Genomic DNA, 25840 nt, shown 5'->3' with positions numbered 1-25840 from the left:
TTTTTGATCTTTTATGTTGATAAATTATTTCATTCCTGCTCTCTGGAAGTTGTAAACTACTTTTACATTACCCCCTTCAAACGGAACATCCTGCTCAAGCGAAAACTGATCTGTTGTCTGATTGATCAGGGTAAGGCTGTACCCTACTGTATTTTGTTTTGCTTTTGTACCTTCAGCAATTTTTTTAAACATAAACGTATTACCGTCTTTTACTTCAAATTTGATAGGTTGTGTAATTGCCGGGCAATTTCCACCTCCATTTAAAGTATACGCTCCTGTCCAGTTATTAGGAATCAGTCTCCAGTGACTTCCTACGAAGCACTGCGCATCTGCACCTTCATCAAAAGGCTTAATTTTATAACCTTTATCATAATCTATGCTTACAATCTGCCAGTCTCCTTTCATTTTCAGGAAATCTGCTCTTTGATTTTGAGATGTAGCTGCCTTATTAACAGAGGAACACGAAACTGCAAAAAGTGATGTTCCCAACATCCCTGCAAGTAGTAACTTTTTCATTTTGTTGTTTATTATTTTGTTACTATAAAGTTACAAAAAACCGTGCCAAAATTTAAAATAAAAAATAAAAAGTCCGAAAAAAATTCGGACTTTTTATGGTTTCTTCTTAAACAGAGGAAGATAAATTATTTTTTAACAGCCTTTTTTATGGATTTCGAAGGCTTTACTGTACCTGCCGGCTTACCTTTATAGAAATTGTTATAGGCATATTCTGCAGCTTTTTTCAGGTCGATAACTCCTCCAGCCTGTGATTGATCTGCAAATCCGTTGGCAGTACTTGGATTGCTACTTTTCACGAGAGCCTCAATGATCTGGTAAGGCTTCAGTTCCGGCATATAAGCCAATAGAACGGCTGCTGCTCCAGCGACCACCGGAGAGGCCATGGAAGTCCCCTGAAGGTATTTGTATTCATTTTTAGGAACAGTAGAATAAATTTCTTCTCCCGGAGCGAAAACATTCACCATCTTTTTATTATAGTTGGAGAAATCTGCTCTCAAAGCACTGTTTTTATTGGTGCTTGCCCCTACCACAAGAACATTGCTTACAAATGGTTTTTCGTCATTAACATTTTTGAAGTTGGTAGGATATGCAAGGTGTTCTGCCACATCTTCATTTTCGTTACCTGCGGCTTTTACCAGAAGAACGCCTTTATCTTCGGCATATTTAAAAGCATCCCACACCACATTCTTGCCTGGTGAAACAGGTTTACCGAAGCTCATATTCAGTACTTTTGCTCCGTTATCAACAGCATACCTGATGGCATTGGCAACATCTTTATCTCTTTCATCTCCATTCGGAACTGTTCGTACGGACATGATCTTGGCTACTCTGGAAGCCACTCCATACTGAACTTCTTTTCCTTGCGGAAGACCTGCTATGATTCCTGCTACATGGGTTCCGTGCTCTGCATCCGGTCCTTCATAATGATTATTACCATAAATCCTTTCAGAATAGTCGTCATAGTTGTCTCCTACTATTTCTTTTCTTGGATCATAGGATAGATCGTACTGTTTTGCTGCGGGAGCAAAATGATCAATTGCTTCTTTCATTTCCTCCTTCATCTTTTTTTCAAATTCAGCGGCTGATTTTCCCTTGAATTCAGGACTTTGTGAAATCTGACCTAAGAAATCCAATGCTATGGCATCTCTCTGATCAGTCGGCGCTTTAATAGCTGCAATCGTTTCAGCAGTTACCGGCTTACCTCCCAACAATTTTACCATATTAGGAATCAGCTCATTAAGCATAGAATAGGTTCTGAAGTTCTGTTGAGCCTCAATACTTTTTTTATTGAACATATCCTTAGCCTTCATGTACATGTCAAACTCATCCTTCATTTTGGCCTGATTGGCTTTATTCTTTGTGGAATCATCTCCTTCAAAAATGGGTTTGTATTTGGCCACAACTCTTGTCACCTCCATATTATCGATATCAATATCACCATTTTTACCTCCTATGAAGTTCCAACCATGTACATCATCGATATATCCGTTTCCATCATCATCTTTGCCATTTCCAGGAATTTCATTGGGGTTAGACCACAGGTTTTTTACCAACCCGGGGTGATCTACCTGTACACCACTGTCTAACACTCCCACTACTACAGTTTTAGGCTTCAATCCTTTGGATTCTAAATATTTATAAGCGTTTGCCGTATTTATTCCATATACTTTTGAAGTTGCAAAATCTTTATGATACCAGGTCATCAGATCTTTGTCTTCATTTGGATCAATGCTTTTCGATTTAGATTCCTGTGCAAAAGAGAAACTAAAACCTGCTAAAAAAACTGCAGCTAATAATACCTTTTTCATATGTTGATATTTAATTTTTAAGATATACGCCAACCGCCGCCTTCATCTGTGCTATACTGAAAATGTCATCAACAGCGATTGTATGCTAATATTGTTGTTTTATATTTTTTATATATACCAGCGATTCCGGGCCTTTATTACAAATAAGGTCAAGAACCGACAGGTCTTTCAAAAATCCGAATTTATCCGAAAAGGTCTGATAATATTCTTCCATTTCAAATTCTGAGGGAAGCTTTGCCGAGAACTTTTCCCTAAAGTTGATATTTTCAGGATTTTTGATATATTCTTCATTCAAAGAGTGTGCCTTTTCCGTTTTCAGTATCTGTTGGATCACTTCTATCCCTTTAAGGTTAAAATCGAGAAGAAATTTTTCTTTAAGATCAAATATTTTCCTGAACTTATCCTCATAATATTCAAAATAAGGAGAACTCTGGTAAGCCGTTTTTATTGATTTCCAGTGAAGGGTTCTCCAGTCTTCACGGTAAGAAATTTCAATATCTTTAAATTCTCTTTTTCCGTTATGATGGATAGGAATTATTAATGACAATTTTCCGTTGGCACCATAGATATTGGCTCTGTTTCTGTAAGTCTGCTTCGGGAAATTTTCAAACTGTTCAAATACAATTTCATTCTCAGGGTTTAAAAACACTGAGAACCATGAGATTGGGGGCATATAAAATGCCGGCAATAATACATTCGTCATATTCATAATGCAAAAATGAAGTATTTTTTCAAATACTTCATTCTATTTTAAGTTTAATTTTTTCTATTAGTCGTCTTCAGTTTTTTTCTTTCTGAATAATTTCACAAAATACTCCCATCCGAAGAACAGGATCAGAATCATTGCTGCAATCCACCAGTATGAAGTTTTATTGGCTTCTCCTGTATTGGTTGCTTTGAACATTCTTTCCCAACGGATTTTGAATGGTGCCTGATAGGTAGAACTGTTGTCTGCAAATGCTCCCTGTAAGCTCATCCATGTAAACATGGGTTTTCCAACAATATTTTCTTCCGGAACGAAACCAAAGAATCTGGCATCTAACGAAGCATCCCTGTTATCCCCGATCATCATATAATAATCCTGTTGAATCGTATATTGATTCGCTTCTTTGCCGTTGATGAAGATTTTTCCGTTCTTTTTCTCCAGACTGTTGTGCTCATATTCAGAGATAATCCACTGGTACATTGGAAGGGTTTCCTGGTTAATAGCTACAACATCTCCCTTTTTAGGAATTCTAACCGGACCATACCAATCCTGATTCCAAGGTTTGTTGATCGGGAAGATAGACTGGGTTGTATCAATTTTAGTTTTAGCCTCATCTCTGTAATATACTGCTGCTTCTCCTTTTGGCGAAATTTCCTCCTTCATATCAATCACATGAGGAAGTTCTTTGATTTCTTTAGCCGTTTTATCCGTTAAGCCCTGAAACCCATAAAGGTAACCTCCGCTGTTCTGCTGTACTTCCTGAACCGGCAAAAATCCATAGGCTTTATATAAGGTAGGGATATCTAATTGCGCATCTGTAGTTACGATATATCTGTGCTGTACTTCCTGGTCACCCAAAACCGTTTCAGGCTTTCCGTTAACGAAAAGTCTTCCGGCTCTCATTTCGAAAGTGTCTCCTGCAGTAGCCACACATCTTTTTACGTATGGATCTTTTCTGTCAATGGCGGTATGTACAGAATCCTGAGGATAATTGAAAACCACCACATCATTTTTCTGCGGTTTATTGAATTGTAAAATTCTTGTATAAGGAAGCTTTACAGCATCTACATAAGATTTCGGATCATCTTTCGGATTCCCTTTCTGTCCTGTATCCATAATGGTTCCCTGCAGGAAAGGAATTGCTACCGGGCGCATTGGAAGTCTGTATCCGTAGCTCCATTTATTAACAAAAAGGAAGTCCCCCACCAATAATGTTCTCTCCATAGACCCTGTAGGAATACCGAATGGCTGGGTTACAAAAACGTGAATGATCGTTGCAAAAACTACTGCAAAGGTAATTGAACCGACGAATGTATCTTTCTTTTTATCATTTTTTTCCTCATCAGTAAGGAAAAGATTATCTGCATTTTCATCTTCTAACTCTACATCTTTAGAATAGTTGATCACTGCCATATAAATAAACGGCAGGATCACCGTAAGAATCTGGTCCTTGAAAAGTGTCTTCCCAAATTTTTTCACCAAGTAAAGGTGAAAAACAGACATCATGATGGGTCCTACAATCGGAAGATATGATAGAATTGCCCACCATTTCGGATGCTTTGTTTCCTTCAGAATAATGAAATAATTGTAGAAAGGGATAAAAGCGAATAAAGGGTTATACCCCATTTTCTTGAACAGTTTCCAAGATGAAATCCCCATCAATACGGATAGTATGAGGACATATACTGTATAAGTTAAAAAATAATTCATAAATTTTTGTGCCTATTCTTATGATATAAATGATAAAATGATGAGTAATAAATGATAAAAGCAGGACGCTGTTTACAATTCACTATTCATCATTTTCTGTATTATTGGTCTGCAATTTACAGAATTTGTTACAAATTAAAGTCCCAAAACATCTTTCATTCCGAAGTTTCCTTTTTTATCTTTAATCCACTCAGCAGCCACTACAGCTCCCAGTGCAAAACCGTTCCTGTTAAAAGCAGTATGTTTGATCTCAATTTCATCAACTTCGCTTCTGTAATACACACTGTGGGTTCCCGGAACCTCATCTTCACGTACTGCAAAAATTCCAAGCTGTTTGCCTTCTGTTTCTTCCAGTTTCCAGGCGTCGAATTTCGGATTGTTCTGGATAATTCCTTCTGCGATGGAGATTGCTGTTCCACTTGGTGCATCTTTTTTATGGATGTGGTGAATTTCTTCCAGCTGGCAGGAGTATTCATCTACGTTTTTCATCAGATCCGCAAGCTTTTCGTTCAGAGCAAAAAATAAATTCACTCCTAAACTGAAGTTGGAGCCATATAAAAATGCGGTATCATTTTCGACAGCCAGTTTTTCTATTTCAGCTTTTTTCTCAAGCCAACCCGTCGTTCCGCAGATTACAGGTATTTTGTTTTCAAGACAAGCTTTGATATTTTCAAACGCCACTTCCGGCAATGAGAACTCAATAACGACATCCGGATTATTAAGATTTTCAGCAGTTGGAGTTTCCTTCAGACGGGCTACTACTTCATGACCTCTCTTCTGTGCAATCTCATCAATGATCTTACCCATTTTACCGTAACCAACTAATGCTATTTTCATATAATCTTTTTAATTTTTAATCCTGCATTCAAAATATGATTTTCCTGCAGATATATTGTATTTTAAAATCTATAACTTAAACTGAATCCTGTTTTCGGAGCACTATAACCATACTGATCCTGAATAACCGATGGCTTAAAAACCAAATCCGGATCATGGCGGCTTTCGTAAAGGTGTGCATCTACTACAGCGTCTACAATATTCAGAATATAGATCAATCCTGTAATGGCGATAGCATAATCCCTTTGTCTTTTGGCTCTGTCCTGTGCATTTCCCAAAGCTCTTTTGTCTAACCACGGATGGCTGTCTACAAATTCATTGGGAGTACCGTTCAGTTTAGCCACATAATATTCACGGTATTTTTTGTACTGATTATCATTCCATACGGCAATACCTACTCCTGCTCCTACAGCTCCCCAAACAATAGGAATTTTCCAGTATTTTTTATTATAAAACTGTCCCAATCCAGGTAAAACAGCAGAATACAATCCTGCTCTGGTAGGATTCAGCTTTATGGTTTTTGCGGTAGGTCCATTAGCTTTTTCAAGATCTTCAATGATTTTTGCTTCTGTTTTGCCTGGCTTTACCACACGTGGCTCCTCTTTCGGAGGAGTCTGCATCCGAACCGTATCGATAGGTTTTACTTGTGAATAAGCCAGTGCAGCGATACACAAGAAAAATGTGAAAAATATTTTCTTCATTTATTTAATATGGGATAAAATATATTCCAGCTCTTCTTCATTTTTGAAGTCCAGAACAATTTTACCTTTTTTACCATTTCCAGAAGCTTTGATCTCTACTTTTACATCTAAGATATCAGCAATGGTCTTCTGGGCTTTTTTATAATTATTGGAAAGCTCCACTTTTGCTTTTTTAGCAGCAGGAGACTTCGGGTTCTTCAATGCAGCAGCTGCCTGCTCTGCCTGACGAACATTTAATTTTTCTTTGATAATAAGATCAAACAGAACCTGCTGATCTTCTTCACTTTCAAGACTGATAATAGCTCTTCCGTGTCCTGCAGAAATTTCACCGCTTCTGATCGCATTCTGGATATCCGGATTCAGTCTTAATAATCTGATAGAGTTGGTAATGGTACTTCTATCCTTTCCTACTCTCTGGCTCAGCGTTTCCTGAGTAAGACCGATCTCTTCAAGAAGCCTGTGATAAGTCAGGGCGATTTCGATAGCATCCAGGTCTTCTCTCTGAATGTTTTCAACAAGAGCCATCTCAAGAAGTTCCTGATCGTTGACTAAACGGATATAGGCAGGAATAGTCGTTAACCCGGCAATTTTAGTTGCTCTGTAACGTCTTTCCCCGGAAATGATTTCAAACTTTTCACCGTCTTTTCTCAGGGTAATCGGCTGGATCACTCCTAAATTTTTAATAGACTGTGCAAGTTCATTTAATGCTTTTTCATCAAAATAAGTTCTCGGCTGCGTCGGGTTCGGATAGATATCTTCAAGCGCAACTTCTACAATATTTCCCACAAACTTATCTGCTCCTTCATCAGTAGCTGAATTGATCGTTGCTTTGGATTCTGCACTTAAAATGGCACCCAGGCCGCGTCCCATAGCTCTTTTTTTGTCCTTCATAGATATAATTGATAAATGATGTTTGAGAAGTGAATGACCGGCATTCACTTATTGCCCATTTATTATTAATTTAATTCTTTATTAAGTTTTCATTCTTTAAAAGAACCTCTTCAGCTAACTGAATATACTGAACAGCTCCCTTACTTTCTGCATCATAATTCAGGATACTTTCCCCGAAACTTGGTGCTTCACTCAATCTTACATTTCTGCTGATAATGGTTTCAAAAACCATCTCCGGGAAGTGTAAATTTACTTCTTCCACTACCTGATTGGATAATCTAAGACGGCTGTCATACATGGTAAGAAGAAGACCTTCTATTCCAAGATCTTTATTATGGATCTTCTGAACGTTTTTAACGGTATTCAAAAGCTTTCCAAGCCCCTCTAATGCAAAGTATTCGCATTGGATCGGAATAATTACAGAATCTGCCGCAGTAAGGGCGTTTACTGTAATAAGACCTAAACTCGGTGCACAGTCGATAATGATATAGTCATAATCATCTCTCACACTGGCCAATGCTTTTTTCAGCATATACTCACGGTCTTCCTTGTCTACCAATTCGATTTCTGCAGCTACCAGGTCGATGTGTGACGGAATAATATCCAGATTCGGAGTCGCTGTCCTTTTGATACAAACCCTCGTATCCGCACTGTGCTCCAGTAGATTATATGTAGAATACTGAACATCTTCAACACCCAGACCGGATGTTGCATTCGCCTGAGGGTCAGCATCAATGATTAATATTCTTTTTTCCAATACTCCTAATGCTGCTGCCAAATTTACAGCGGTGGTAGTTTTACCAACACCTCCTTTTTGATTAGCAATACCTATGATTTTTGCCATTATTAGAACTTTAAGATTCAAAAATACACTTTTTTCTTTGCTCTCGGTGAGTGGAGAAAATCAAAATTGAGTTAAAATATTGTTAATAAGCAATTTAACGATAAAAAAAATTATCCACAAAAAAAAATCTTTGTGGATAACTATTTGAAATTTACTTTTCCGTATTAATTATCAAATTTCATTGAGATTGGAAATTTGAAATAACTTCTTACGTATTCTCCTTTTTTGTTTTTGGCGGGAATCCATTTTCCTTTACTGGAAATTGTTTTAATAGTTCTCATTGCCTCATTGTTAAAATCGGCGTTGGTTCCGTTAGCTTTTACCCCTGAGATGGTTCCGTCCATTTCTACAATAAAGGTAACTGTCGTTTTTACCACATCTTCTGATTCAAATCCTGAACCGTCGAAGCTGTTCATTACTTTATTTCTGAAGGAGTCTATTCCTCCCGGATAACTGGCTTCTACGCCAAGTTCTCCTGCTTCAGCAATTTTTGTTTTATCCACCGGATCAGCAATCACAGGTGGAGGTGTCGTGATTACAGGCCCTGTTCCTACTGTTACTGTTGGAACATTAGGTGTATTAGGCACCACAGGTTCTCCTTTAAAATTGTCTTTAAAACCTGCTACCGCATCATCAGGAATCGGATCATTTTTCACATTATCCTGAGCTGTACTTGATGGCGTAGGCACCGTACTGTCAAACGTCTTTGTATTGGGAGCTGTTTCAGGCTTTACCGGAGTAATTTTTACCGGAGGAGCAACCGGATCGTCTGGTGTAATTGGGGTAAACTCAATCTCTACTCCATCTGTTAACACTTGTTTCCCTTCCGTTTTAAATGCTGAAATCACAAGCGGTGTTAAAGACACAGCTGCTAATAAACTTATCCCTACAAAAAGCGCTTTGGTTAATATTCTATCTGATTCGTTTCTTAATACATAGGCACCATAGTCTTTATTGCGGTGCTCGAACAGGACTTCGTTAAACCGAAATTCCTGGTTTTGGTTATGTTGTTTCATCACTACTACTATTTAAACTGTTAAAAATTTTGATTATTAGTTTTATTGTTCTTATCGATAAGTACTGTTTCAATATCAAAACATCTGCCAAAATTTTATCAAAACAACATAATATTAGAAAATTTTATGATAAAGTTTAAATTTTAACATTTATAAATAGAAAGTTTATCAAGAAAAGCACTACCATTTTTCATACAAATAAAGAAACACAAATAACAGAGTACAAGCTTAGTAAAGAAATTATAAAAGCAGTAGAATAAGAGTAAACGGTACTAATAATCCCAGCGCATTAATAACAATGAGAATAACTGAACTGATCTTTGTTTTCAAAAAGCTTTTTGCAGCAAAATAGATTCCGCCCGTACTAAAAAGCAAACTGCAGACAATAAAAAGGATCAGTAAAAAATTTGAACTTAGACGGAATGGTAGCCCTAAATATACTATAAATAAAACAGCATAAGCAATGGTAAGATACAAACTGATCACAATATTATCCAGAAAACGCTGGGGTATTTTATTCTCTTCCATAATTTCTCTTTTGTACACTTTGTCTTAAAGCAAAAGTATGCAAAAATTCAAAATTGGGATTATTGCTTGAATAAAGGGCTGCCTATCCTTGTCAAGGTTTTGAACCTTGATAAGGATTGATTAAAAATTGAAAAAGTTTTTTTTAAAACAAAAAAAGAGACCATCCCATGATGATCTCTCTGTTATTTTTATCTTTACGAATATTAGAATAATTCTTTTCTGATGATGTTCTGACTTCTTTCAGGACCTACAGAAACTAAATAAACATTGATTCCTAAGTATTTTTCAATAAACTCGATGTATTTCTGAGCAGTGTCAGGAAGTTCATCATAGCTTCTTGCTTTAGTAATATCTTCGCTCCAACCTGGTAAATCCTGGTAAATTGGTTCGTAGTTGTATAGTTTTTCTGTTGAAGAAGTAAAATAATCGATGATTTTTCCGTCTTCAGTTTTGTAATGGGTTACTACTTTCAGATTCTCAATTCCTGTAAGAACGTCAAGCTTAGTGATCACAAGATTATTGATACCGTTGATCATACAGGCATGCTTTAAAGAAACAAGGTCTAACCAGCCTGTTCTCCTTGGTCTTCCTGTCGTTGCTCCGAATTCACCACCGATCTGTCTGATTTTTTCACCCAGTTCGTTATCCAGTTCAGAAGGGAAAGGTCCGTTTCCAACTCTTGTGCAGTATGCTTTTGCTACACCGATCAGGTTTTGAAGTGACGTTGGCGGAACTCCTGCTCCTGAACAAACACCACCTGTAGATGGAGATGATGAAGTTACATACGGATAAGTTCCGAAGTCGATATCAAGCATTAAAGCCTGTGCTCCTTCGAATAAAACGTTTTTGCCGTCTCTGATTGCTTCGTTCAGTTCTAATTCAGTATCAACGATTCTGTCCTGAAGCTGCTTTCCGATAGCTAAATATTCGTTGTAGATTTCTTCAACATCTAAAGCCGGTTTTCCGTAATATTTTTCAAAAAGAGAATTCTTTACTTTTAAGTTTTTCTCGATTTTATCTCTTAAAATTTCTGGATTTAAAAGATCCACCATTCTGATCCCGACTCTTGCAATTTTATCTTCATAACAAGGTCCGATTCCTTTTTTGGTAGTTCCGATCTGAGTTCCTCCGTGCTCCTCTTCACGGTAAGTATCCAAAAGGATGTGGTAAGGCATGATCACATGCGCTCTTCTGCTGATAAAGATATGATCTGTCCTCAAGCCCTTGCTCTCGATCTGACCTACTTCTTTAATGAAAGACTTAGGGTTTACCACTACTCCGTTCGCAATGATACATTTCCCTTTGCATTGAAGAACTCCTGAAGGAAGAAGGTGTAGAACGAATTTCTCATCACCCACATAAACCGTGTGACCAGCGTTGTCTCCACCCTGGAAACGTACTACATAGTCCGATTTTGCTGATAAAACATCCGTGATTTTTCCTTTGCCTTCATCTCCGTACTGAAGACCTACAACTACATAAGTTGACATATTTTACTTTTGTTTTTAGATTCGTGCAAAATTACTTTTAAAAAATTGGGTGAGCAAATTTGTGATGGATTTTATTTTTGGGAGATAAAAAGTTTATAACCATTTTTAAATAAATTAGATAAATTTAAAAGATTATTTGTAAGTTAGAATTTAGATATAATCTGAATAACCTGATAACCCTAACATTTTAAAACTATAATATCAATTAAACTATGAAATTAATATTTTGGAATACAAAAAAAATAAATAATTTCAGAATAATTACGAGCATTTTAAATGATGAATCTCCAGACTTCTTATTTCTCGCAGAATTCAATTATAATGAACTAAATCCTTACATTTCTGAATTAAATTTAACTAATTATGAACATTTTTTAAATCCTGGCTGTGATAAAATTTTAATTATTAAAAAAAAAGAAATAGTAGATATTGATTTATCATTACAACATACTGATTATTCAGCAATTTATATCAAATCAATAGATATACATATTATATCTGTCCACATGCCTTCACAGCTTAACTATGGTTTAGATGCACTAAAACATAATTTATCGGAATTTAAGTTTCAATTTGAAAATCATATTGGAAATTCAGAACAAAAAAGTATATTACTTATCGGTGATTTTAATGTTAATCCATTTGAATCTCCAATCGTAAATTACGATGGCCTTTCTGCTACTAATACGACTAATTTTAGTGCCATTAAAGTATTTAGAGGCCAAGAAAATCATATATATTACAATCCTACATGGAAATTATATACAAATATCAATTTTCCTGGGACATTTAGAAAAACGAGACCATCTAATACTGTTTTTGATGTAATTGATCATCATTATTTAGATCAAGTTATTATTAGCCATAAATTACTCAAAAGAATAAATAATGAACAAATAAATACAGTTTTACAAACAACAGAATTTAATATTTTTGACCTAACATTAAACAAAATCATACATTCTGATCATCTTCCTATAAAATATGAATTTCAATTATAAAAAATATATAAAAAATGGAATGGAAAAACTTTAGTTTAGAAACTAAAAAGACACCAATAGAGGTGGTAGATGAAACTATTCAAGGCTTTAATAAAGCTACTGGTGGATTACTAAATTTATCTCTATTTGAAAAGTCTAGTGTTGAAAAAATGAGAAATCAAGATCCTTATAGTTTTCAATATGATTTAATTCTTCACAGTAAATTTATGAAAAGTTACAAATTTGACGTATTTGAATTATCATTTGATGCAACATTATACCCTTGTTCATTACTATTAGAGAGAGGGATAGCCCTAGAATTGAAAGCAAAATTTTATGAACCTATCATTCTTGACACTGAAAGCAAGTTAAAGACAATACTTGAAAAAGTATTTACAACTAAAAGATTTGAAGAAATTGTTGAAGGACTAATGAAAATTTCTAGTTTGTCAAAAAAAAATGAGGAAGATAGTTTACCATTCTAAATAATATATAAAACTTTTCTCATAGCTCATCCAAGAACTGATCATTCAAGATCATCAAAGTTTGATAAAGATAATTTTTTACTTATTTCATATCTTTGATCAACACCTAAACAAGTTCCTATGCCATTATTCCAAACATCAGCCTGCATCCCATCAAAAATAAACAGTAACTCCCAGCTTTTCTACACTCTTTTTTCCCCGGAAACAACCAAAGCCACTCTACTCATTGTTCACGGCATGCAGGAACACAGCGGAAGATATGCAGAGATTGCAGAATATTTTGCTGCTCATGGAATTGCCGTATTGACTTATGATCATCTGGGACATGGAAAATCTGTAAAAGAGAAAAAAGACATTGGCTTCTTTCAGCTTGAAAAACCGGATGAAAGGCTTGTTGCCGATACCGAAATGATGGCTGATCACCTTGCAGAACAGTTTCCAAACATTCCCCATTTTATTCTGGGACATTCTATGGGATCTTTTATAACACGATGTCTTCTTCAAAAAGCAAGCAGTAAATTTTCCGGAGCTATCATTACAGGAACCGGCGGACCTTTACTGGGAATCGATATATTGAGAGGTTATTTGTCATTAGCCACAGCTATCGCTCCTCGTCACCGTACTTTTTTGAATTCTGTTTTTACGAGTGTCAATAACAAACATTTTAAAAAGGACAAAGATTTCAGTGATACCAGCTGGTTAAGTGTAAATCGCAACAACAGAAAAGCTTTTGAACAGGATGAACTCTGTGGAATTCCGTTCACCCATAATGCTTTTTATACCTTGTTTACCATCTATAAAAAAGCTACCGCCAGAAACTGGGCATCTTCCATTCCGAAATCATTTCCATTTTTATTGGTAAGCGGGCAGAATGACCCGATCGGTGATTTTGGAAAAGGCGTAATGCATACGGCCAACAACTTAAAAGCTGATGGTTTTCAGCATGTAGATGTAAAGATCTATCCGGAAATGCGCCATGAGATTCTGAATGAGGAAATACGGGAAGAGGTACTGAACGGGATTTATAACTGGATTATAACAAAATCATGAGGCTCCATATTTTCGGAGCTTCAGGTTCCGGCGTTACCACTCTAGGAAAAGCATTGTCTGAAAAACTCAATATAGAATACTTCGACAGTGATGATTTTTTCTGGCTTAAAACTGAAATTCCTTTTACAGAAAAACAGAATCCTGAAATAAGGAACACCTTTGTTTCGGATAAACTTCATACCACTGAAAACTGGATTTTCGGAGGTTCAATCATTCATTGGGGTGAAAATGTATTTCCGGTATTTGATCTGATTGTATTTCTCTATCTTCCTCCTGAAATACGAATGGAAAGATTGAAAAAAAGGGAATATGAAAGATATGGTGATGAAATTTTCACTCATCCGGAAAAAGCTCAAAAATATCAGGAATTCATAGATTGGGCTAAAGATTATGATTACAATACCGGGATTGCCACCAGGACTTTAAAGGCTCATCTGGAATGGCTGTCTGAGATGAATATTCCTTTCATTGAAATTTCAGGGGATTATGAACTACAACAAAAGATGGATATGGTTCTGGATGCAATCAACAGGAAAAGAGAAAAATAAAAAGCAAAATCCCGGTTATAGTCAGCCGGGATTTTTATGATAAGTTTTGGCTAAAGCCGAAGGATTTCTAATCTATTGATAGACAGCTAAAGCCCGCCTCTATTGATATTAATTCTGTACAAATTGTAAATACAATCATTAGTTAAGCGATAATTCCCTGTCTATACCAATCTCTTCCAGAAAGACTTCATCATGTGAAATCACTAATAAAGTTCCATGGTAGTCTTTAATGGAATTGGTAAGAATTTCTACATTCTGAAGATCGAGGTTATTGGTGGGTTCATCAAGAATGATCATATCCGGAGCTTTATTGCTGATAGACAGCCCACAGAGAAGTAATCTTAAACGCTCTCCCCCGCTCAGCATACCGCATTTCTTATCCCAGGTATCTTTTCCAAATAAAAATCTGGAGAGTAATGTTTTCACTTCAGACTCCTGCATGGCGTTGTCATTGAAATTCTGGACAAAATCATACAGCATTGAATCATTATGAATCAAAGAGTATTCCTGATCAATATAAATACTGTTGAATTCCGCTCTGCTTATTTTTCCTTCAGAAGGTTCAATTTTTCCCAGCAGAAGTTTTATCAGTGTGGTTTTTCCTGATCCATTGTCTCCTTTAATCGAGATTCTGTCTCCACTCCGGATCTCAAGATTAAGGCTTTCTTTCCAGAGCTCTTCCTTTTGGTAGCTGAAATTTATACTTTCAGCGATAACAAGGATCTTTCCTGAATGAAGGTTAGAATCATTAAAATTAACTTTCATCTGATCGGCATTTCTTACTGATGAACGAAGTCCTCTTAATTCGTCTGAAATGCCGCTGATTTTCTCAGCATGGACAGATTTTAATTTGGAAGAATTTTTCTCAGCATTATTCCGGAGCGTATTCATCATAATCCTCGCCACTCCGGATTTTTCCTGTTTCCCTTTCCCTCTGGCATCCAGCTTTTGTTTTCGCTCCAATGTTTCCCGCTCTTTTTCTTTTGCTTTTTTCAATGCTCGTTCTTTAGCATGGATATCATTATGTAAAGCTTCTTCCTCCACTTCTTTCTGCTCTGCGTAAAAGTCATAATTTCCTCCATAGGCTGCTATTCCCTGATTGCTTAATTCGAAAATGGTATCAACAAGATTGAGTAAGGTACGGTCGTGGCTTACGATAACGACGGTTGCATCTGTTTTGTCAATAAGATCATACAACAGCTTTCTTCCATCATGATCCAGGTGATTGGTGGGTTCATCCAGAATGATCATATCAGGCTGATTGATCTGGATTCCGGCGAGAAAGACTTTGGTTTTCTGCCCACCGCTCAGGCCCTCCAGCTTTTGTGTTAGTTCAAAATGATCGAGTTGCCAATATTCCAGAGCATGCTGACACCGTTCTTCAATATCCCAGTCATCATTGAGTATTTCAAAATAAATTTCATCCACCTCTCCGCCGGTGATTTTTTCAAGAGCATACAGCTTCTGATCTATTTTCAGACATTCAGCAATGGTGAGATGATTGAAATTCCCGAACATCTGGGGCACATAAAAAATATCACCCTGAATGTTAATATGCCCATCCAAAGGTTGAATTTCGCCCGCCATCATTTTCAGCAGGGTTGATTTTCCCATACCGTTACTCCCTACCAGGGCAGATTTGGTATGAGACTGTATTGTTAAATTGATATGATTGAATAGAAGATTTCCTCCCGGAAACCCAAAGGATATATTTTGCAGTAAAATCATGATTTCTTTCTTAATAATAGTTAAACACCAATAACATAATAGTTATCGTCTGATCAAATCGGAAAGAAATTATATCCTACATCTCTGTATTTTTGGGTTTTGAAAGAACAAAGATAGCACAAATACCGGATTAAACACAAAAAGATTTTATTGAAAAATCTAAAATCCGTAACTTTGCCTCCTACTAAAAATTTTATGGAAAGCATTAAAGTTCACGACAAAACTTTCGTTCCTTATTTAAAGGATGCCGAAATTCAGGAGATTGTAAAAGAGACAGCGTTAAGAATTTATGAAGATTACAAGGATGAAGTTCCTGTTTTCATTGGTGTTTTAAATGGGGTAATTATGTTCTTCTCAGATCTTTTGAAATATTACCCGGGGGAATGCGAGATTGCCTTCATTCAAATGAGTTCTTATGTAGGAACTGAGTCTACAGGGATTGTTTATCAGAAAATGGAACTGACTAAAGATGTGAAAGACCGTCACATCATTCTTGTAGAAGACATCGTTGATACAGGAAATACGGTTGAAAGTCTTTTCAAATATTTTAAAGAAACACAACGCCCTAAATCTGTAAAACTGGCAAGTTTCCTACTGAAGCCCGAAGTTTATAAAAAAGATTTCAAACTGGATTATATCGGGAAAGAAATTCCAAACAAATTTGTACTTGGATACGGACTTGATTATGATGAATTAGGAAGAAACCTGCCGAATCTGTATCAGCTGGAAGAAGGACAAATCAACCATTAAAGTGCTGTTGGCTATTAGCTGGTAGCTTTTAGCTTAAAATTATATAAAGAAATAAATTTAATAATAACTTAAAAAAGCTGAAAGCAAAATGCCAATTGCCGGAAGCGAATCAACATTATGATAAACATTGTTCTGTTCGGCCCTCCAGGAAGTGGAAAAGGAACGCAAGCCCAGAATCTGATCGAAAAATTCAATTTAAAACAGGTTTCAACAGGTGATCTTTTCAGATACAACATGAAAAACGACACTGAACTTGGAAAACTGGCTAAATCATACATCGATAAGGGTGAATTGGTTCCGGATCAGGTAACAACAGATATGCTGATCGATGAGATCAAAAAACCTACGGATACCAATGGTTTTATCTTTGACGGATACCCAAGAACAACTGCTCAGACAGAAGCTTTGGAAAAAATCGTTAAAGAAGTACTGAATGACAAGATTGACATCTGCCTTTCATTGGTCGTAGAGGACAAAATTTTGGTGGAAAGACTTCTGAAAAGAGGAGAAACCAGCGGAAGATCAGACGACAGCAATGTAGAGATCATCGAAAACAGAATTAAAGAATATTATACCAAAACAGCAGAAGTTGCCGAGCTTTATAAGCAGCAGGGTAAATATGTAGAGGTAAACGGTGTTGGTGAAATTGATGAGATTTCCCAAAAACTTTTCGCTGAGGTAGAAAAAATTAAATAATCGGGAATGAGTACGGGATTCGAATTTTCATCCCGCAACCCGCAACACAAACTATATGTCTAACTTTGTAGATTACGTAAAGATCCATTGTAAAAGCGGACACGGAGGTGCTGGTTCTGCCCACCTTCGCCGTGAAAAGTATATTCCTAAAGGTGGTCCTGACGGTGGCGACGGAGGTCGTGGAGGTCACATCATCATGAAAGGAAATGCCAACGAATGGACTTTGCTTCCCCTTCGATACACCCGTCACGTAAAAGCTGAACGTGGTGAAAACGGAGGAAAAAACCAGCTTACGGGAGCTTTCGGAGCTGATGTTTATATTGAAGTTCCGGTAGGAACTATTGCCAAAAATGAAGAAGGCGAAATTATCGGTGAAATTTTAGAAGACGGACAGGAAATCATTCTGATGCATGGTGGTAAAGGAGGTTTGGGAAATGAGCACTTCAAATCTTCAACCAATCAGACCCCGAGATATGCACAGCCAGGTCTTCCGGGAGAAGAAGGTTATATCGTTTTCGAGCTTAAAATTTTGGCTGACGTAGGGCTGGTTGGATTTCCGAATGCCGGAAAATCTACACTTCTGGCATCTGTTTCTGCGGCAAAACCCAAAATTGCCAACTACGCTTTTACCACATTGACTCCTAACCTTGGAATTGTAGATTACAGAAATTACAAATCATTTGTAATGGCTGATATTCCGGGGATTATTGAAGGAGCAGCTGAAGGAAAAGGCTTGGGACACAGATTCCTGAGACATATTGAAAGAAACTCTATCCTATTGTTCTTAATTCCGGCTGATTCCGAAAATCATTTCCAAGAGTTTAAAATTCTTGAGAATGAATTAAAAGAATACAATCCTGAATTACTTGATAAAGATTTCATCATTTCTGTTTCAAAATCCGATCTTCTGGATGATGAACTGAAAAAAGAAATTGCAGCAGAATTTCCTGAGAACAGACAGCCTTTGTTCTTCTCGGGAGTTACCGGTGAAGGTCTTATGGAACTGAAAGATGCCATCTGGAAACAATTGCACGGATAAAATTGTACATTGAATTACTTTTATAGTAACTGCATCATAAAAAAACAGCCTCAGATTTCTCTGAGGCTGTTTTTATTTATAAAATTGCTCTTATTGAAATCAACTTAACAGATTTATCCCTTTATATTTAACATAAAAACAAAAAAACATTTTATCTTTTGGAACAATTATTGACGTGACCCTTTGAAATTGAAAAGCTATGAAATATTTACTAGGCCTTTGTGCATTGATCTTTTTATTTTCCTGTAACACTTCTCAGAAAGTAAATTCCAAATATTCTACCATTGAATATGAAGCGACTCCATGTTTTGGATTCTGCCCTGTTTTTAAAATGACAATTAATCCGGACAGAACTGCTGTTTTTGAGGCAGAACATTTTAATTTTAATGACAAGCCTTCAAAGGATGAATTTTCCAAGCCACGTGAAGGCACTTTTAAAGGAACCATCAAAGAAGAAGATTATAATCAATTAATCAGTTTGCTGGATGGGCTTAATGTAAAAGGTTTAAATGATAAATACGGAGAACACAATATTACGGATCTTCCAACCTCTTATTTAAGAATCAAATTTGCTGACGGAACTTCAAAAAATGTAGAAGATTATGGAAAACGCGGAAGTGAGAAGCTTTCGGAAGTCTATAAGTTTTTTGAGAATCTAAGAAAAAACCAGCAATGGACTAAGGTGAAATAAGCCTTATAAAAATATTTAAACTATCTTTGTCATAATAATTCCTTCTTCTGGGAGGAATTATTATTTTACAGAACTATTAACCATTCAAAAAAACATGAAAAAGAACATTTTTTTAGCTCTGGCATTTGTTTTATCAACAATAAGTAATGCACAAAAAACTTCCGAATCGATGAGTTTTGGAGTAAAAGGAGGATATACCTTATCCAGCATGAAATTCTTTAACACACAGCTCGATTCAAAATCTTATTTCTACGCTGGTATTCTGGCCGAGCAGCCTTTGTCCTCTAAGTTTGGCTTACAGGCTGAAGTATTATACACACAACTGGGTGGTAAGGAGATCTATCCCGGAGTTCAGTTGATAGGCAACGAAATTGTCAACATGGGAGATATGAAATTTGAATATAAACTCAATCAGATACAGGTTCCCATTTCACTGAAGTATTATTTAATTCCAAATCTTTCTGCTTCTGTAGGAATGAATATAGGAATTAATATATCATCCAAGATAAAAACAGACACTATTTTTAACGGTGAGGTCACTACCAACTCTGAAGGCTCTAAAACATTGAACTTTTTCCCTTTTCTGGGTACGGAATATAAGATTAATGAGAAATTTTTTGTGGATGCCCGGTACCACTTCAACTTCTTTGAAACCAACAAAGAAAATACCGTTCCCACAAAAATCGGATTTTTACAGGCTGGTGTAGGATATAGATTCAAATAAATTCCAGATTTTTATCTCAATAAAACGGCTGCCCAGGTATGAGCAGCCATTTAAATTTTACAGGTCAGTTATATTTTCACTAAAGACATAAAACACTTAAATATATCTTAATTTTTTTTAAACTACCTTTGCAGAATGTAATTCTTTCAGACTGAAGGAATTTTTATTTAAATTTTAAAATAATTCATTTGAATTTTACAGACTTAAACTTAATAGAACCTATTGCAAAAGCAATCCAGGAGCAGGGTTACACTACTCCAACCCCTATTCAGGAAAGATCTATTCCTGATATCTTAGATGGCAGAGACTTTTTAGGCTGCGCACAGACAGGAACTGGTAAAACAGCTGCTTTTTCTATTCCTATCTTACAGAATTTATCCAAAAATAAAATCCCCAATAAACATATAAAAGCATTAATCCTTACTCCCACCAGAGAACTGGCTATTCAGATCGAGGAAAACATTAATGCCTATGGTAAATACCTTCCATTAAAACAACTGGTTATTTTCGGAGGTGTAAAACAAGGAAACCAGGAAGCTGCTCTTAAAAAGGGCGTTGATATTCTGGTTGCCACACCAGGAAGACTTCTTGACTTCATTGCGCAGGGAATCATCAGTCTGAAAAATCTTGAGATCTTTGTTCTGGACGAAGCAGACAGAATGCTGGATATGGGTTTTGTACATGATGTAAAAAGAATCATTAAGCTTTTACCTCAAAAGAGACAGACTTTATTCTTTTCGGCAACGATGCCCGGTGAGATTCAAAAGCTGGCCAATTCCATCCTGAATAATCCTGTAAAAGTAGAAGTAACTCCGGTATCTTCTACGGCAGACACCATCAAACAGTCGGTGTATTTTGTTGAAAAGGAAAATAAACTGAACTTATTGACCCACATTCTTGAAAATGATATTTCAGACTCGGTACTGGTATTTTCACGAACAAAACACGGGGCGGATAAAATTGCAAGAAAGCTTCAGAAAGATAACATTTCTGCAGAGGCCATTCATGGTAATAAATCTCAGAATGCAAGACAAAATGCTTTAAACAACTTTAAATCCGGAAAAACAAGAATTCTTGTTGCCACAGATATTGCAGCAAGAGGAATTGACATTGACGAATTGAAATTTGTGATCAATTTTGAGCTTTCCGATGTTTCGGAAACCTATGTACACCGTATCGGAAGAACAGGAAGAGCCGGAGCCGAAGGAACCTCTATTTCTTTTGTCGACGGGCTTGATCTTCTAAACTTAAAGAACACAGAAAAGCTGATCGGGAAGAAAATTCCTGTGATCAAAGACCATCCTTTCCATACGGATGATCTGGTTGCTCAAAAAAGAGATTCGAATAACAAACCTATGCCTGCCGGTGGTGAAAAACCTAAAGCAGGAAACAGCAATACTAATTCAAGGTCAAATAAAAATCGTAAAAAGCCTTCACCAACGGCTTCAGTAGGATTTAAAAAACCTAAAAATAAAAATTTCACCAGAAAGAAATAAAAGCAAACCCCTTTTCAATGTTGGAAAGGGGTTTCATTTATCTTGTAATTAAAATTGTACTACTTAAAAAGCTTCTTTGCATTCTCTGTGGTAATGCGGTCTATTTCCGAAAAGTCTTTTCCATAGATATTCACCAGTTTTCCGGCTACCAGATCAAGATAAGAACTTTCGTTTCTTTTCCCCCTGTGCGGAACCGGAGCCAGATAAGGAGAATCTGTTTCCAGAACAATCTTGTCCAGTGGAACATCGTTCAGAAACTGATCTATTTTTCCGTTTTTAAAAGTTACTACTCCACCGATGCCTAAAATGAAATTAAGATCAATAGCATGCTGTGCCTGTTCAACATTTCCTGAAAAACAGTGGAAGATCCCTCTCAGTCTTGGATGTTTTTTTCTTTCCAGCACTTCGAATGTCTCGTCAAAGCTTTCTCTTGTATGAATAACAATAGGAAGGTCTTTTTCTATTGCCCAGTCGATCTGCTGTTCAAAAGCTTTCACCTGAATATCCAAAGTTGTTTTATCCCAGTAGAGATCAATTCCAATTTCTCCTATTGCAGGAAAATGTCTCTGATCAAGATAGTTTTTCACAATTTCAAGTTCTTTCTCCCAAGATTCCGGTTTTACATAACAAGGATGCAGACCCATCATTGAAAAAATCTGTCCCGGATATTCCGTTTCCAGCTGCAACATTTTTTCATGGGATTCAGAGTCAATGGCAGGAAGGTAAAATTCTGTAATTCCTTTATCTAAAGCTCTCTGGATAGCTCCTTTTCGGTCTTCATCGAATTCTTCTGCGTATAGATGTGTATGTGTATCAATCATTTTATTTAAATTTCAACAGATCTTCATAAGGATTTTCAAGTCCCAGCAACATTCCGAAAGCCGGTTCTGTTTTTATACCCTGTTTTTTCAATTCTATTATTTTTTGTTTGAATTCTTCTCCCTTTTCCTGTAATATTTTGTGTTCAGCAATCATATGAAGGTATGCATTCTGCTCAGTTGTCGGTTTATTCTGTCCGAAAATCTCTATGGGAAATTCATCCAGCATGAAATTTAATGTAATGCATTTTTCACCGTTTATGATAGGATATTCAACTTTCGTTTCCACGTCGTGAGGAATAAATCTGCTGAACATCAAATCATCCAGAAAGTCTTCTTCAAATCTTAGATCTACCTCAAAAATAATATCCAGATCACTTCCTTCTATGTCTATTTCAATAGGAACAGTTCCTGCTAAAATGGGCGAATAAGCTTTTAATTTTTCAAAAAAATGATGCTTTGTAAGAATTTCATAAGCTTTTCGCTGCCTTTCATTTCCGTCTTTAAGATAGTCAATTTGGGTAAAGTCAGGCATCTAGAATATTTTATGTTTTACTTTTTTACGTTGATTTTCTATTCTCTGATCCAGTTTTTCTCTGAATTCTATAAATTTTGGGTCTTTCTTATCACAGGTTTTATGTTCCAGCGCCTTGACAATCTTAAAGTTTTCTTTGATAAAATTCTGAGTTTCTTCTGAAAAATAAGATTTTCCGAACTTCTCAAAAATATAATTGACGGCCTGTGTACTGGGATGAATCATATCTTCTTTGTAAAAACGGTAGTCACGGAGATCATCCATTAAGATTTCATAGACCGGCAGATAATGGCAGTCTTCGAACATCGAAATCGATTCGTGAATTGCTGTAATCAGTTTGGACTTGCTCAACTGGTTTTCTACCATCCCATCTTTTGTATGTCTTACGGGTGAAACGGTAAACAGAATCTGAACCCCTTCTTTACAAATATCTTTAAGATCCAGAATCGTCTGATAAATAGAGTTTGTCAGTTCCTGATGGCTAAGGAGTCTTTTCTCAAAAAACTTTTGGGGAATTTTGTGACAGTTGGCCACCAGTTTATTTTTGGGCAGGAACTCATAAATAAATGAAGAACCATAAGTGATAATAATCCAGTCGGCTTCCTGCAGAAAGGCATTTCCTTCTTCAATAGCCTTATTAATTTTATCTAAAGTCTGATGAATATACCGGGTATCAAAACTGGTGTGATGATCCAGAGAAATATATTCGTCATTGTAAGTAATCAATTCCTCTTCTTCATAAAATGCAGAATCATGTAGTCTGTTAACTGCATTATTGATAGAAAAAGGATTGAAAATGGTTCCAAAAGGATTATTGAGTGTCTGAAGCTGCCCGTCTTGCAATAAATCTGTCATCTCAGAGGCAAAACATGAACCTATCGAAAATATTTTATCTTCAATCTCAATCTTTTTATCTGATTCGGTGATATCAACTTCTGTCCTGAATTTCATTGTATAGGGGTTAGGTTGCAGGAAATAGGTTGCAGGTAAATTGCTGCTACCTGCCACCTATCCTCTGCTACCTATATTAACTTTCTCTTCTCAACAAATAATTTGCCAGTTCGATAAAAGGTTTTTTCTTTTCTTCCGGTACATCTATTTTCTGAAGATAGCTCTGTCCTATTTCATTATGCTTTTCGATCAGACGTAACGCTTTTTCATCTACTTTTGTTCTTCTGAAAATCTTCTCAACTCCATAGACCTTATCTACATTTTCAGTTTTTTTAGAATACCAGTAATCCAGTTCTTTTCTTTCTTCATCTGTTGCATGTTCTCTTGCTAACAGGTATAAAACGGTTTTCTTGTTTTCGTAAATATCTCCGGCATGTTTTTTTCCAAACTGTGCCTGATCTCCGAATACATCAAGATAATCATCCATAATCTGGAATGCAATCCCGATATGTTTTCCAAAGTTGAAAATTGCTTTGGCGTCTTTAAAGTCAGCTTTTGCAATCAGGGCACCAATCTCAAATGAAGAAGCACTCAGAACCCCTGTTTTATAAGTAATCATTCTGATGTAATCATCGAAAGTCACATCTTCCTGAGTCTCAAAATTGATATCATACTGTTGTCCTTCACACAACAGAAGCCCTGTATGAGTAAATATTCTGATGCATGCTTTGAAAATTTCAGGTTCAAGATCTTCAAAGAACTTATATGCTTTAAGCATCAGTCCATCTCCGGAAAGGATTCCTACATTAAGACCATGCAGGGTATGAATGGTAGGTTTATTTCTTCTTAAAGGAGCTTCATCCATAATATCATCATGGATCAGCGTGAAATTATGGAAAAACTCGATGGCCAATGCAGGTTTGATTGCCTGTTTAAGATCACCGCCGAACATATCACATGCCATAAGCACCATAATCGGGCGAAGACGTTTTCCACCATGGGAAATAATGTAGTTCATCGGTTCATATAACTCCGCAGGCTTGTCTTTAAAAGTATATTTCGCGATGGCGTCTGCAACAATCTGCTGGTATCTGTCTAAAAATTCCATAAAATCTTATAATTTGAACAAAAATACGATTTTTCGAGGCTTTATAAAACAAAAAACTTTGTCCAAATGGACAAAGTTTATATGTTGATATGAGTTATATATTAGGATAAGAAAGTTACCACTAGGTAGGTAATTCCTGCTACAATGGCAGAGATTGGAATTGTTAATACCCAAGCCCAAAGAAGGCTTACGGTGATTCCCCATCTTACTGCTGAAACTCTTTTTGTCAATCCTACCCCGATGATAGAACCTGTAATGGTATGGGTTGTAGATACAGGAATACCGAAGTGGTCTGTGATGAATAAGGTGATAGCACCTGCTGTTTCTGCACTTACTCCTTCTAATGAAGTCACTTTAGTGATTTTGGTACCCATTGTTTTAATGATCTTCCAACCACCACTCATTGTCCCTAAACCAATAGCAAGGAACGAAACCAGAGGAACCCAGATATAATGCTGAGCAAAATAGTCAAAACGTTCTGCAGAAGGAATATTCAGATACTGTACATCCTGAAGCATATTAACGTGATAATAAATCACTGCTGCCCCGATGATCCCCATTACTTTCTGAGCATCATTCAAACCGTGTCCTAAGCTGAATAAAGCTGAAGAAGCCAACTGCAGTCTTTTGAAAGACTGATCTGCTTTGTGTGGGTTTGATCTTTTATAAAGATGTATGATAATCAGTGTAATGATAACGGAGATGATCATCCCTATGATCGGTGCCATGAAAATGAACAGGAAGATAGGAATTACTTTATCAAATTTCACCACGCTCTGATGCGTTACCTGGTGAAAAGCTTCTTTTATTGTGCCCCATGTTCCAAGATCCGGCTGCGCTGCTGCCACAGCATGATAATCCATCATGAAAGCATGCATAAGAGCGGCTCCCAGGAAACCTCCGATCAGCGTATGTGACGACGACGAAGGAATTCCGAACCACCATGTCAGCAGGTTCCAGGCAATCGCTGCCACAAGACCGGAAAATATAACTTCAAGGGTGATAAAATTCTCGTTAACTGTTTTGGCAATTGTATTACCAATTTTGAATTCTCCAATAATATAAGCAGCAATGAAGAACGCTGCAAAGTTCCAAAGTGCCGCCCAAAGTACAGCCTGGAATGGAGTTAAAACTTTTGTAGAAACTATAGTTGCAATTGAGTTGGCCGCATCATGGAAACCATTGATATAATCGAAGATCAGGGCCAGCGCAATAATAACTATCAGTAAAATCGGAAATTCCATTTTTTGCTAT

Annotated in this window: 26 protein-coding genes; 10 read left to right on the top strand and 16 right to left on the bottom strand. The window is 36.5% G+C overall.

The features are described from left to right. Nucleotides 1-24 precede the first annotated feature (24 nt). From AC3FI7_RS21985 to AC3FI7_RS21940, 10 genes are all read right to left on the bottom strand, one after another. A complete protein-coding gene (locus AC3FI7_RS21985) occupies nt 25-516 on the bottom strand; it encodes a lipocalin family protein (RefSeq protein WP_142724679.1) in 492 nt (163 codons plus the stop codon). Nucleotides 517-641: 125 nt separating this feature from the next. After that, complete coding sequence (locus AC3FI7_RS21980; protein ID WP_343661580.1) at nt 642-2324, bottom strand: S8 family serine peptidase; 1683 nt, start codon at nt 2322-2324, stop codon at nt 642-644. A gap of 85 nt (nt 2325-2409) precedes the next feature. Then, nucleotides 2410-3033, bottom strand: a complete 624-nt coding sequence (locus AC3FI7_RS21975) for a WbqC family protein (protein ID WP_172617081.1) — start codon at nt 3031-3033, stop codon at nt 2410-2412. Between the two features lie 60 nt (nt 3034-3093). Continuing rightward, complete coding sequence (gene lepB, locus AC3FI7_RS21970) at nt 3094-4740, bottom strand: signal peptidase I (protein WP_491460907.1); 1647 nt, start codon at nt 4738-4740, stop codon at nt 3094-3096. Nucleotides 4741-4875: 135 nt separating this feature from the next. Continuing rightward, complete coding sequence (gene dapB / locus AC3FI7_RS21965; protein ID WP_142724683.1) at nt 4876-5577, bottom strand: 4-hydroxy-tetrahydrodipicolinate reductase; 702 nt, start codon at nt 5575-5577, stop codon at nt 4876-4878. A 62-nt stretch (nt 5578-5639) separates the two neighbouring features. Beyond that, nucleotides 5640-6278: a DUF5683 domain-containing protein gene (locus AC3FI7_RS21960; RefSeq protein WP_142724684.1), complete on the bottom strand. Its 639-nt coding sequence runs from the start codon at nt 6276-6278 to the stop codon at nt 5640-5642. Continuing rightward, nucleotides 6279-7169, bottom strand: a complete 891-nt coding sequence (locus AC3FI7_RS21955) for a ParB/RepB/Spo0J family partition protein (RefSeq protein WP_002981266.1) — start codon at nt 7167-7169, stop codon at nt 6279-6281. A 70-nt stretch (nt 7170-7239) separates the two neighbouring features. Continuing rightward, nucleotides 7240-8013, bottom strand: a complete 774-nt coding sequence (locus AC3FI7_RS21950) for a ParA family protein (protein WP_002981269.1) — start codon at nt 8011-8013, stop codon at nt 7240-7242. Nucleotides 8014-8177: 164 nt separating this feature from the next. Further along, nucleotides 8178-9029, bottom strand: a complete 852-nt coding sequence (locus AC3FI7_RS21945) for an energy transducer TonB (RefSeq protein ID WP_491460906.1) — start codon at nt 9027-9029, stop codon at nt 8178-8180. A gap of 731 nt (nt 9030-9760) precedes the next feature. Beyond that, entirely contained in the window at nt 9761-11047 is a 1287-nt protein-coding gene (locus AC3FI7_RS21940) for an adenylosuccinate synthase (RefSeq protein WP_002981272.1), read from the bottom strand. A gap of 212 nt (nt 11048-11259) precedes the next feature. Between AC3FI7_RS21940 and AC3FI7_RS21935 the strand changes: the two genes are divergently transcribed. From AC3FI7_RS21935 to AC3FI7_RS21920, 4 genes are all read left to right on the top strand, one after another. Next, complete coding sequence (locus tag AC3FI7_RS21935) at nt 11260-12048, top strand: hypothetical protein (RefSeq protein WP_491460905.1); 789 nt, start codon at nt 11260-11262, stop codon at nt 12046-12048. 14 nt (nt 12049-12062) lie between these two features. Beyond that, nucleotides 12063-12512 (top strand): hypothetical protein, encoded by a 450-nt coding sequence (locus AC3FI7_RS21930; protein ID WP_491460904.1) that lies wholly within the window; start codon nt 12063-12065, stop codon nt 12510-12512. A 120-nt stretch (nt 12513-12632) separates the two neighbouring features. Further along, a complete protein-coding gene (locus AC3FI7_RS21925) occupies nt 12633-13562 on the top strand; it encodes an alpha/beta fold hydrolase (RefSeq protein WP_491460903.1) in 930 nt (309 codons plus the stop codon). After that, nucleotides 13559-14110, top strand: a complete 552-nt coding sequence (locus AC3FI7_RS21920) for an AAA family ATPase (RefSeq protein ID WP_142724689.1) — start codon at nt 13559-13561, stop codon at nt 14108-14110. Before AC3FI7_RS21925 ends, AC3FI7_RS21920 begins: the two co-directional genes overlap by 4 nt. 138 nt (nt 14111-14248) lie before the next feature. Here AC3FI7_RS21920 and AC3FI7_RS21915 read toward each other — a convergent pair whose 3' ends face one another. Continuing rightward, a complete protein-coding gene (locus AC3FI7_RS21915) occupies nt 14249-15838 on the bottom strand; it encodes an ABC-F family ATP-binding cassette domain-containing protein (RefSeq protein ID WP_491460902.1) in 1590 nt (529 codons plus the stop codon). A 195-nt stretch (nt 15839-16033) separates the two neighbouring features. On the opposite strand from AC3FI7_RS21915, the gene hpt reads away from it, so the two are divergent. The 6 genes from hpt (at nt 16034) to AC3FI7_RS21885 (ending at nt 21234) form a co-directional block, all read left to right on the top strand. Beyond that, nucleotides 16034-16588 (top strand): hypoxanthine phosphoribosyltransferase, encoded by a 555-nt coding sequence (gene hpt / locus AC3FI7_RS21910; RefSeq protein WP_142724774.1) that lies wholly within the window; start codon nt 16034-16036, stop codon nt 16586-16588. 117 nt (nt 16589-16705) lie between these two features. Next, nucleotides 16706-17284 carry an adenylate kinase gene (locus tag AC3FI7_RS21905; protein ID WP_142724691.1) on the top strand — a complete coding sequence of 193 codons (579 nt, stop codon included), beginning with the start codon at nt 16706-16708 and terminating at the stop codon, nt 17282-17284. Between the two features lie 55 nt (nt 17285-17339). Continuing rightward, nucleotides 17340-18323 (top strand): GTPase ObgE, encoded by a 984-nt coding sequence (gene obgE, locus AC3FI7_RS21900; protein WP_002981284.1) that lies wholly within the window; start codon nt 17340-17342, stop codon nt 18321-18323. A gap of 199 nt (nt 18324-18522) precedes the next feature. Further along, nucleotides 18523-19014 carry a DUF6438 domain-containing protein gene (locus AC3FI7_RS21895; RefSeq protein WP_002981286.1) on the top strand — a complete coding sequence of 164 codons (492 nt, stop codon included), beginning with the start codon at nt 18523-18525 and terminating at the stop codon, nt 19012-19014. Nucleotides 19015-19108: 94 nt separating this feature from the next. Next, a complete protein-coding gene (locus AC3FI7_RS21890) occupies nt 19109-19738 on the top strand; it encodes a porin family protein (RefSeq protein ID WP_491460901.1) in 630 nt (209 codons plus the stop codon). A gap of 188 nt (nt 19739-19926) precedes the next feature. Next, the gene (locus AC3FI7_RS21885) at nt 19927-21234 is read left to right on the top strand and encodes a DEAD/DEAH box helicase (RefSeq protein ID WP_142724695.1); all 1308 of its coding nucleotides are present in this window, start codon (nt 19927-19929) and stop codon (nt 21232-21234) included. Nucleotides 21235-21293: 59 nt separating this feature from the next. Here AC3FI7_RS21885 and AC3FI7_RS21880 read toward each other — a convergent pair whose 3' ends face one another. The 5 genes from AC3FI7_RS21880 to AC3FI7_RS21860 form a co-directional block, all read right to left on the bottom strand. Continuing rightward, nucleotides 21294-22055: a TatD family hydrolase gene (locus tag AC3FI7_RS21880; protein ID WP_491460900.1), complete on the bottom strand. Its 762-nt coding sequence runs from the start codon at nt 22053-22055 to the stop codon at nt 21294-21296. A 1-nt stretch (nt 22056) separates the two neighbouring features. Continuing rightward, complete coding sequence (locus AC3FI7_RS21875; protein WP_491460899.1) at nt 22057-22587, bottom strand: DUF4269 domain-containing protein; 531 nt, start codon at nt 22585-22587, stop codon at nt 22057-22059. Then, entirely contained in the window at nt 22588-23538 is a 951-nt protein-coding gene (locus AC3FI7_RS21870; protein ID WP_491460898.1) for a GSCFA domain-containing protein, read from the bottom strand. It lies immediately after the preceding gene. Between the two features lie 76 nt (nt 23539-23614). After that, the gene (locus AC3FI7_RS21865; RefSeq protein WP_142724699.1) at nt 23615-24586 is read right to left on the bottom strand and encodes a polyprenyl synthetase family protein; all 972 of its coding nucleotides are present in this window, start codon (nt 24584-24586) and stop codon (nt 23615-23617) included. A gap of 101 nt (nt 24587-24687) precedes the next feature. Further along, complete coding sequence (locus AC3FI7_RS21860) at nt 24688-25830, bottom strand: inorganic phosphate transporter (protein ID WP_291904055.1); 1143 nt, start codon at nt 25828-25830, stop codon at nt 24688-24690. Between the last annotated feature and the right edge of the window lie 10 nt (nt 25831-25840).

The sequence above is a fragment of the Chryseobacterium sp. TQ-BC-N36 genome (assembly GCF_058382295.1).
The sequence above is the reverse complement of the archived record's forward strand: the minus strand, read 5'-3'. Positions and strand labels throughout refer to the sequence as shown.

What these genes read in the sequence shown, in the direction of transcription:
- AC3FI7_RS21940 (WP_002981272.1), bottom strand. Translation starts at nt 11,047, where the DNA reads ATGTCAACTTATGTAGTTGTAGGTCTTCAGTACGGAGATGAAGGCAAA.
- lepB (WP_491460907.1), bottom strand. Translation starts at nt 4,740, where the DNA reads ATGAATTATTTTTTAACTTATACAGTATATGTCCTCATACTATCCGTA.
- AC3FI7_RS21945 (WP_491460906.1), bottom strand. Translation starts at nt 9,029, where the DNA reads ATGAAACAACATAACCAAAACCAGGAATTTCGGTTTAACGAAGTCCTG.
- dapB (WP_142724683.1), bottom strand. Translation starts at nt 5,577, where the DNA reads ATGAAAATAGCATTAGTTGGTTACGGTAAAATGGGTAAGATCATTGAT.
- obgE (WP_002981284.1), top strand. Translation starts at nt 17,340, where the DNA reads ATGTCTAACTTTGTAGATTACGTAAAGATCCATTGTAAAAGCGGACAC.
- hpt (WP_142724774.1), top strand. Translation starts at nt 16,034, where the DNA reads ATGGAAAGCATTAAAGTTCACGACAAAACTTTCGTTCCTTATTTAAAG.
- AC3FI7_RS21870 (WP_491460898.1), bottom strand. Translation starts at nt 23,538, where the DNA reads ATGAAATTCAGGACAGAAGTTGATATCACCGAATCAGATAAAAAGATT.
- AC3FI7_RS21935 (WP_491460905.1), top strand. Translation starts at nt 11,260, where the DNA reads ATGAAATTAATATTTTGGAATACAAAAAAAATAAATAATTTCAGAATA.
- AC3FI7_RS21915 (WP_491460902.1), bottom strand. Translation starts at nt 15,838, where the DNA reads ATGATTTTACTGCAAAATATATCCTTTGGGTTTCCGGGAGGAAATCTT.
- AC3FI7_RS21920 (WP_142724689.1), top strand. Translation starts at nt 13,559, where the DNA reads ATGAGGCTCCATATTTTCGGAGCTTCAGGTTCCGGCGTTACCACTCTA.
- AC3FI7_RS21985 (WP_142724679.1), bottom strand. Translation starts at nt 516, where the DNA reads ATGAAAAAGTTACTACTTGCAGGGATGTTGGGAACATCACTTTTTGCA.
- AC3FI7_RS21980 (WP_343661580.1), bottom strand. Translation starts at nt 2,324, where the DNA reads ATGAAAAAGGTATTATTAGCTGCAGTTTTTTTAGCAGGTTTTAGTTTC.
- AC3FI7_RS21975 (WP_172617081.1), bottom strand. Translation starts at nt 3,033, where the DNA reads ATGAATATGACGAATGTATTATTGCCGGCATTTTATATGCCCCCAATC.
- AC3FI7_RS21955 (WP_002981266.1), bottom strand. Translation starts at nt 7,169, where the DNA reads ATGAAGGACAAAAAAAGAGCTATGGGACGCGGCCTGGGTGCCATTTTA.
- AC3FI7_RS21925 (WP_491460903.1), top strand. Translation starts at nt 12,633, where the DNA reads ATGCCATTATTCCAAACATCAGCCTGCATCCCATCAAAAATAAACAGT.
- AC3FI7_RS21905 (WP_142724691.1), top strand. Translation starts at nt 16,706, where the DNA reads ATGATAAACATTGTTCTGTTCGGCCCTCCAGGAAGTGGAAAAGGAACG.
- AC3FI7_RS21930 (WP_491460904.1), top strand. Translation starts at nt 12,063, where the DNA reads ATGGAATGGAAAAACTTTAGTTTAGAAACTAAAAAGACACCAATAGAG.
- AC3FI7_RS21865 (WP_142724699.1), bottom strand. Translation starts at nt 24,586, where the DNA reads ATGGAATTTTTAGACAGATACCAGCAGATTGTTGCAGACGCCATCGCG.
- AC3FI7_RS21875 (WP_491460899.1), bottom strand. Translation starts at nt 22,587, where the DNA reads ATGCCTGACTTTACCCAAATTGACTATCTTAAAGACGGAAATGAAAGG.
- AC3FI7_RS21880 (WP_491460900.1), bottom strand. Translation starts at nt 22,055, where the DNA reads ATGATTGATACACATACACATCTATACGCAGAAGAATTCGATGAAGAC.
- AC3FI7_RS21890 (WP_491460901.1), top strand. Translation starts at nt 19,109, where the DNA reads ATGAAAAAGAACATTTTTTTAGCTCTGGCATTTGTTTTATCAACAATA.
- AC3FI7_RS21895 (WP_002981286.1), top strand. Translation starts at nt 18,523, where the DNA reads ATGAAATATTTACTAGGCCTTTGTGCATTGATCTTTTTATTTTCCTGT.
- AC3FI7_RS21950 (WP_002981269.1), bottom strand. Translation starts at nt 8,013, where the DNA reads ATGGCAAAAATCATAGGTATTGCTAATCAAAAAGGAGGTGTTGGTAAA.
- AC3FI7_RS21960 (WP_142724684.1), bottom strand. Translation starts at nt 6,278, where the DNA reads ATGAAGAAAATATTTTTCACATTTTTCTTGTGTATCGCTGCACTGGCT.
- AC3FI7_RS21860 (WP_291904055.1), bottom strand. Translation starts at nt 25,830, where the DNA reads ATGGAATTTCCGATTTTACTGATAGTTATTATTGCGCTGGCCCTGATC.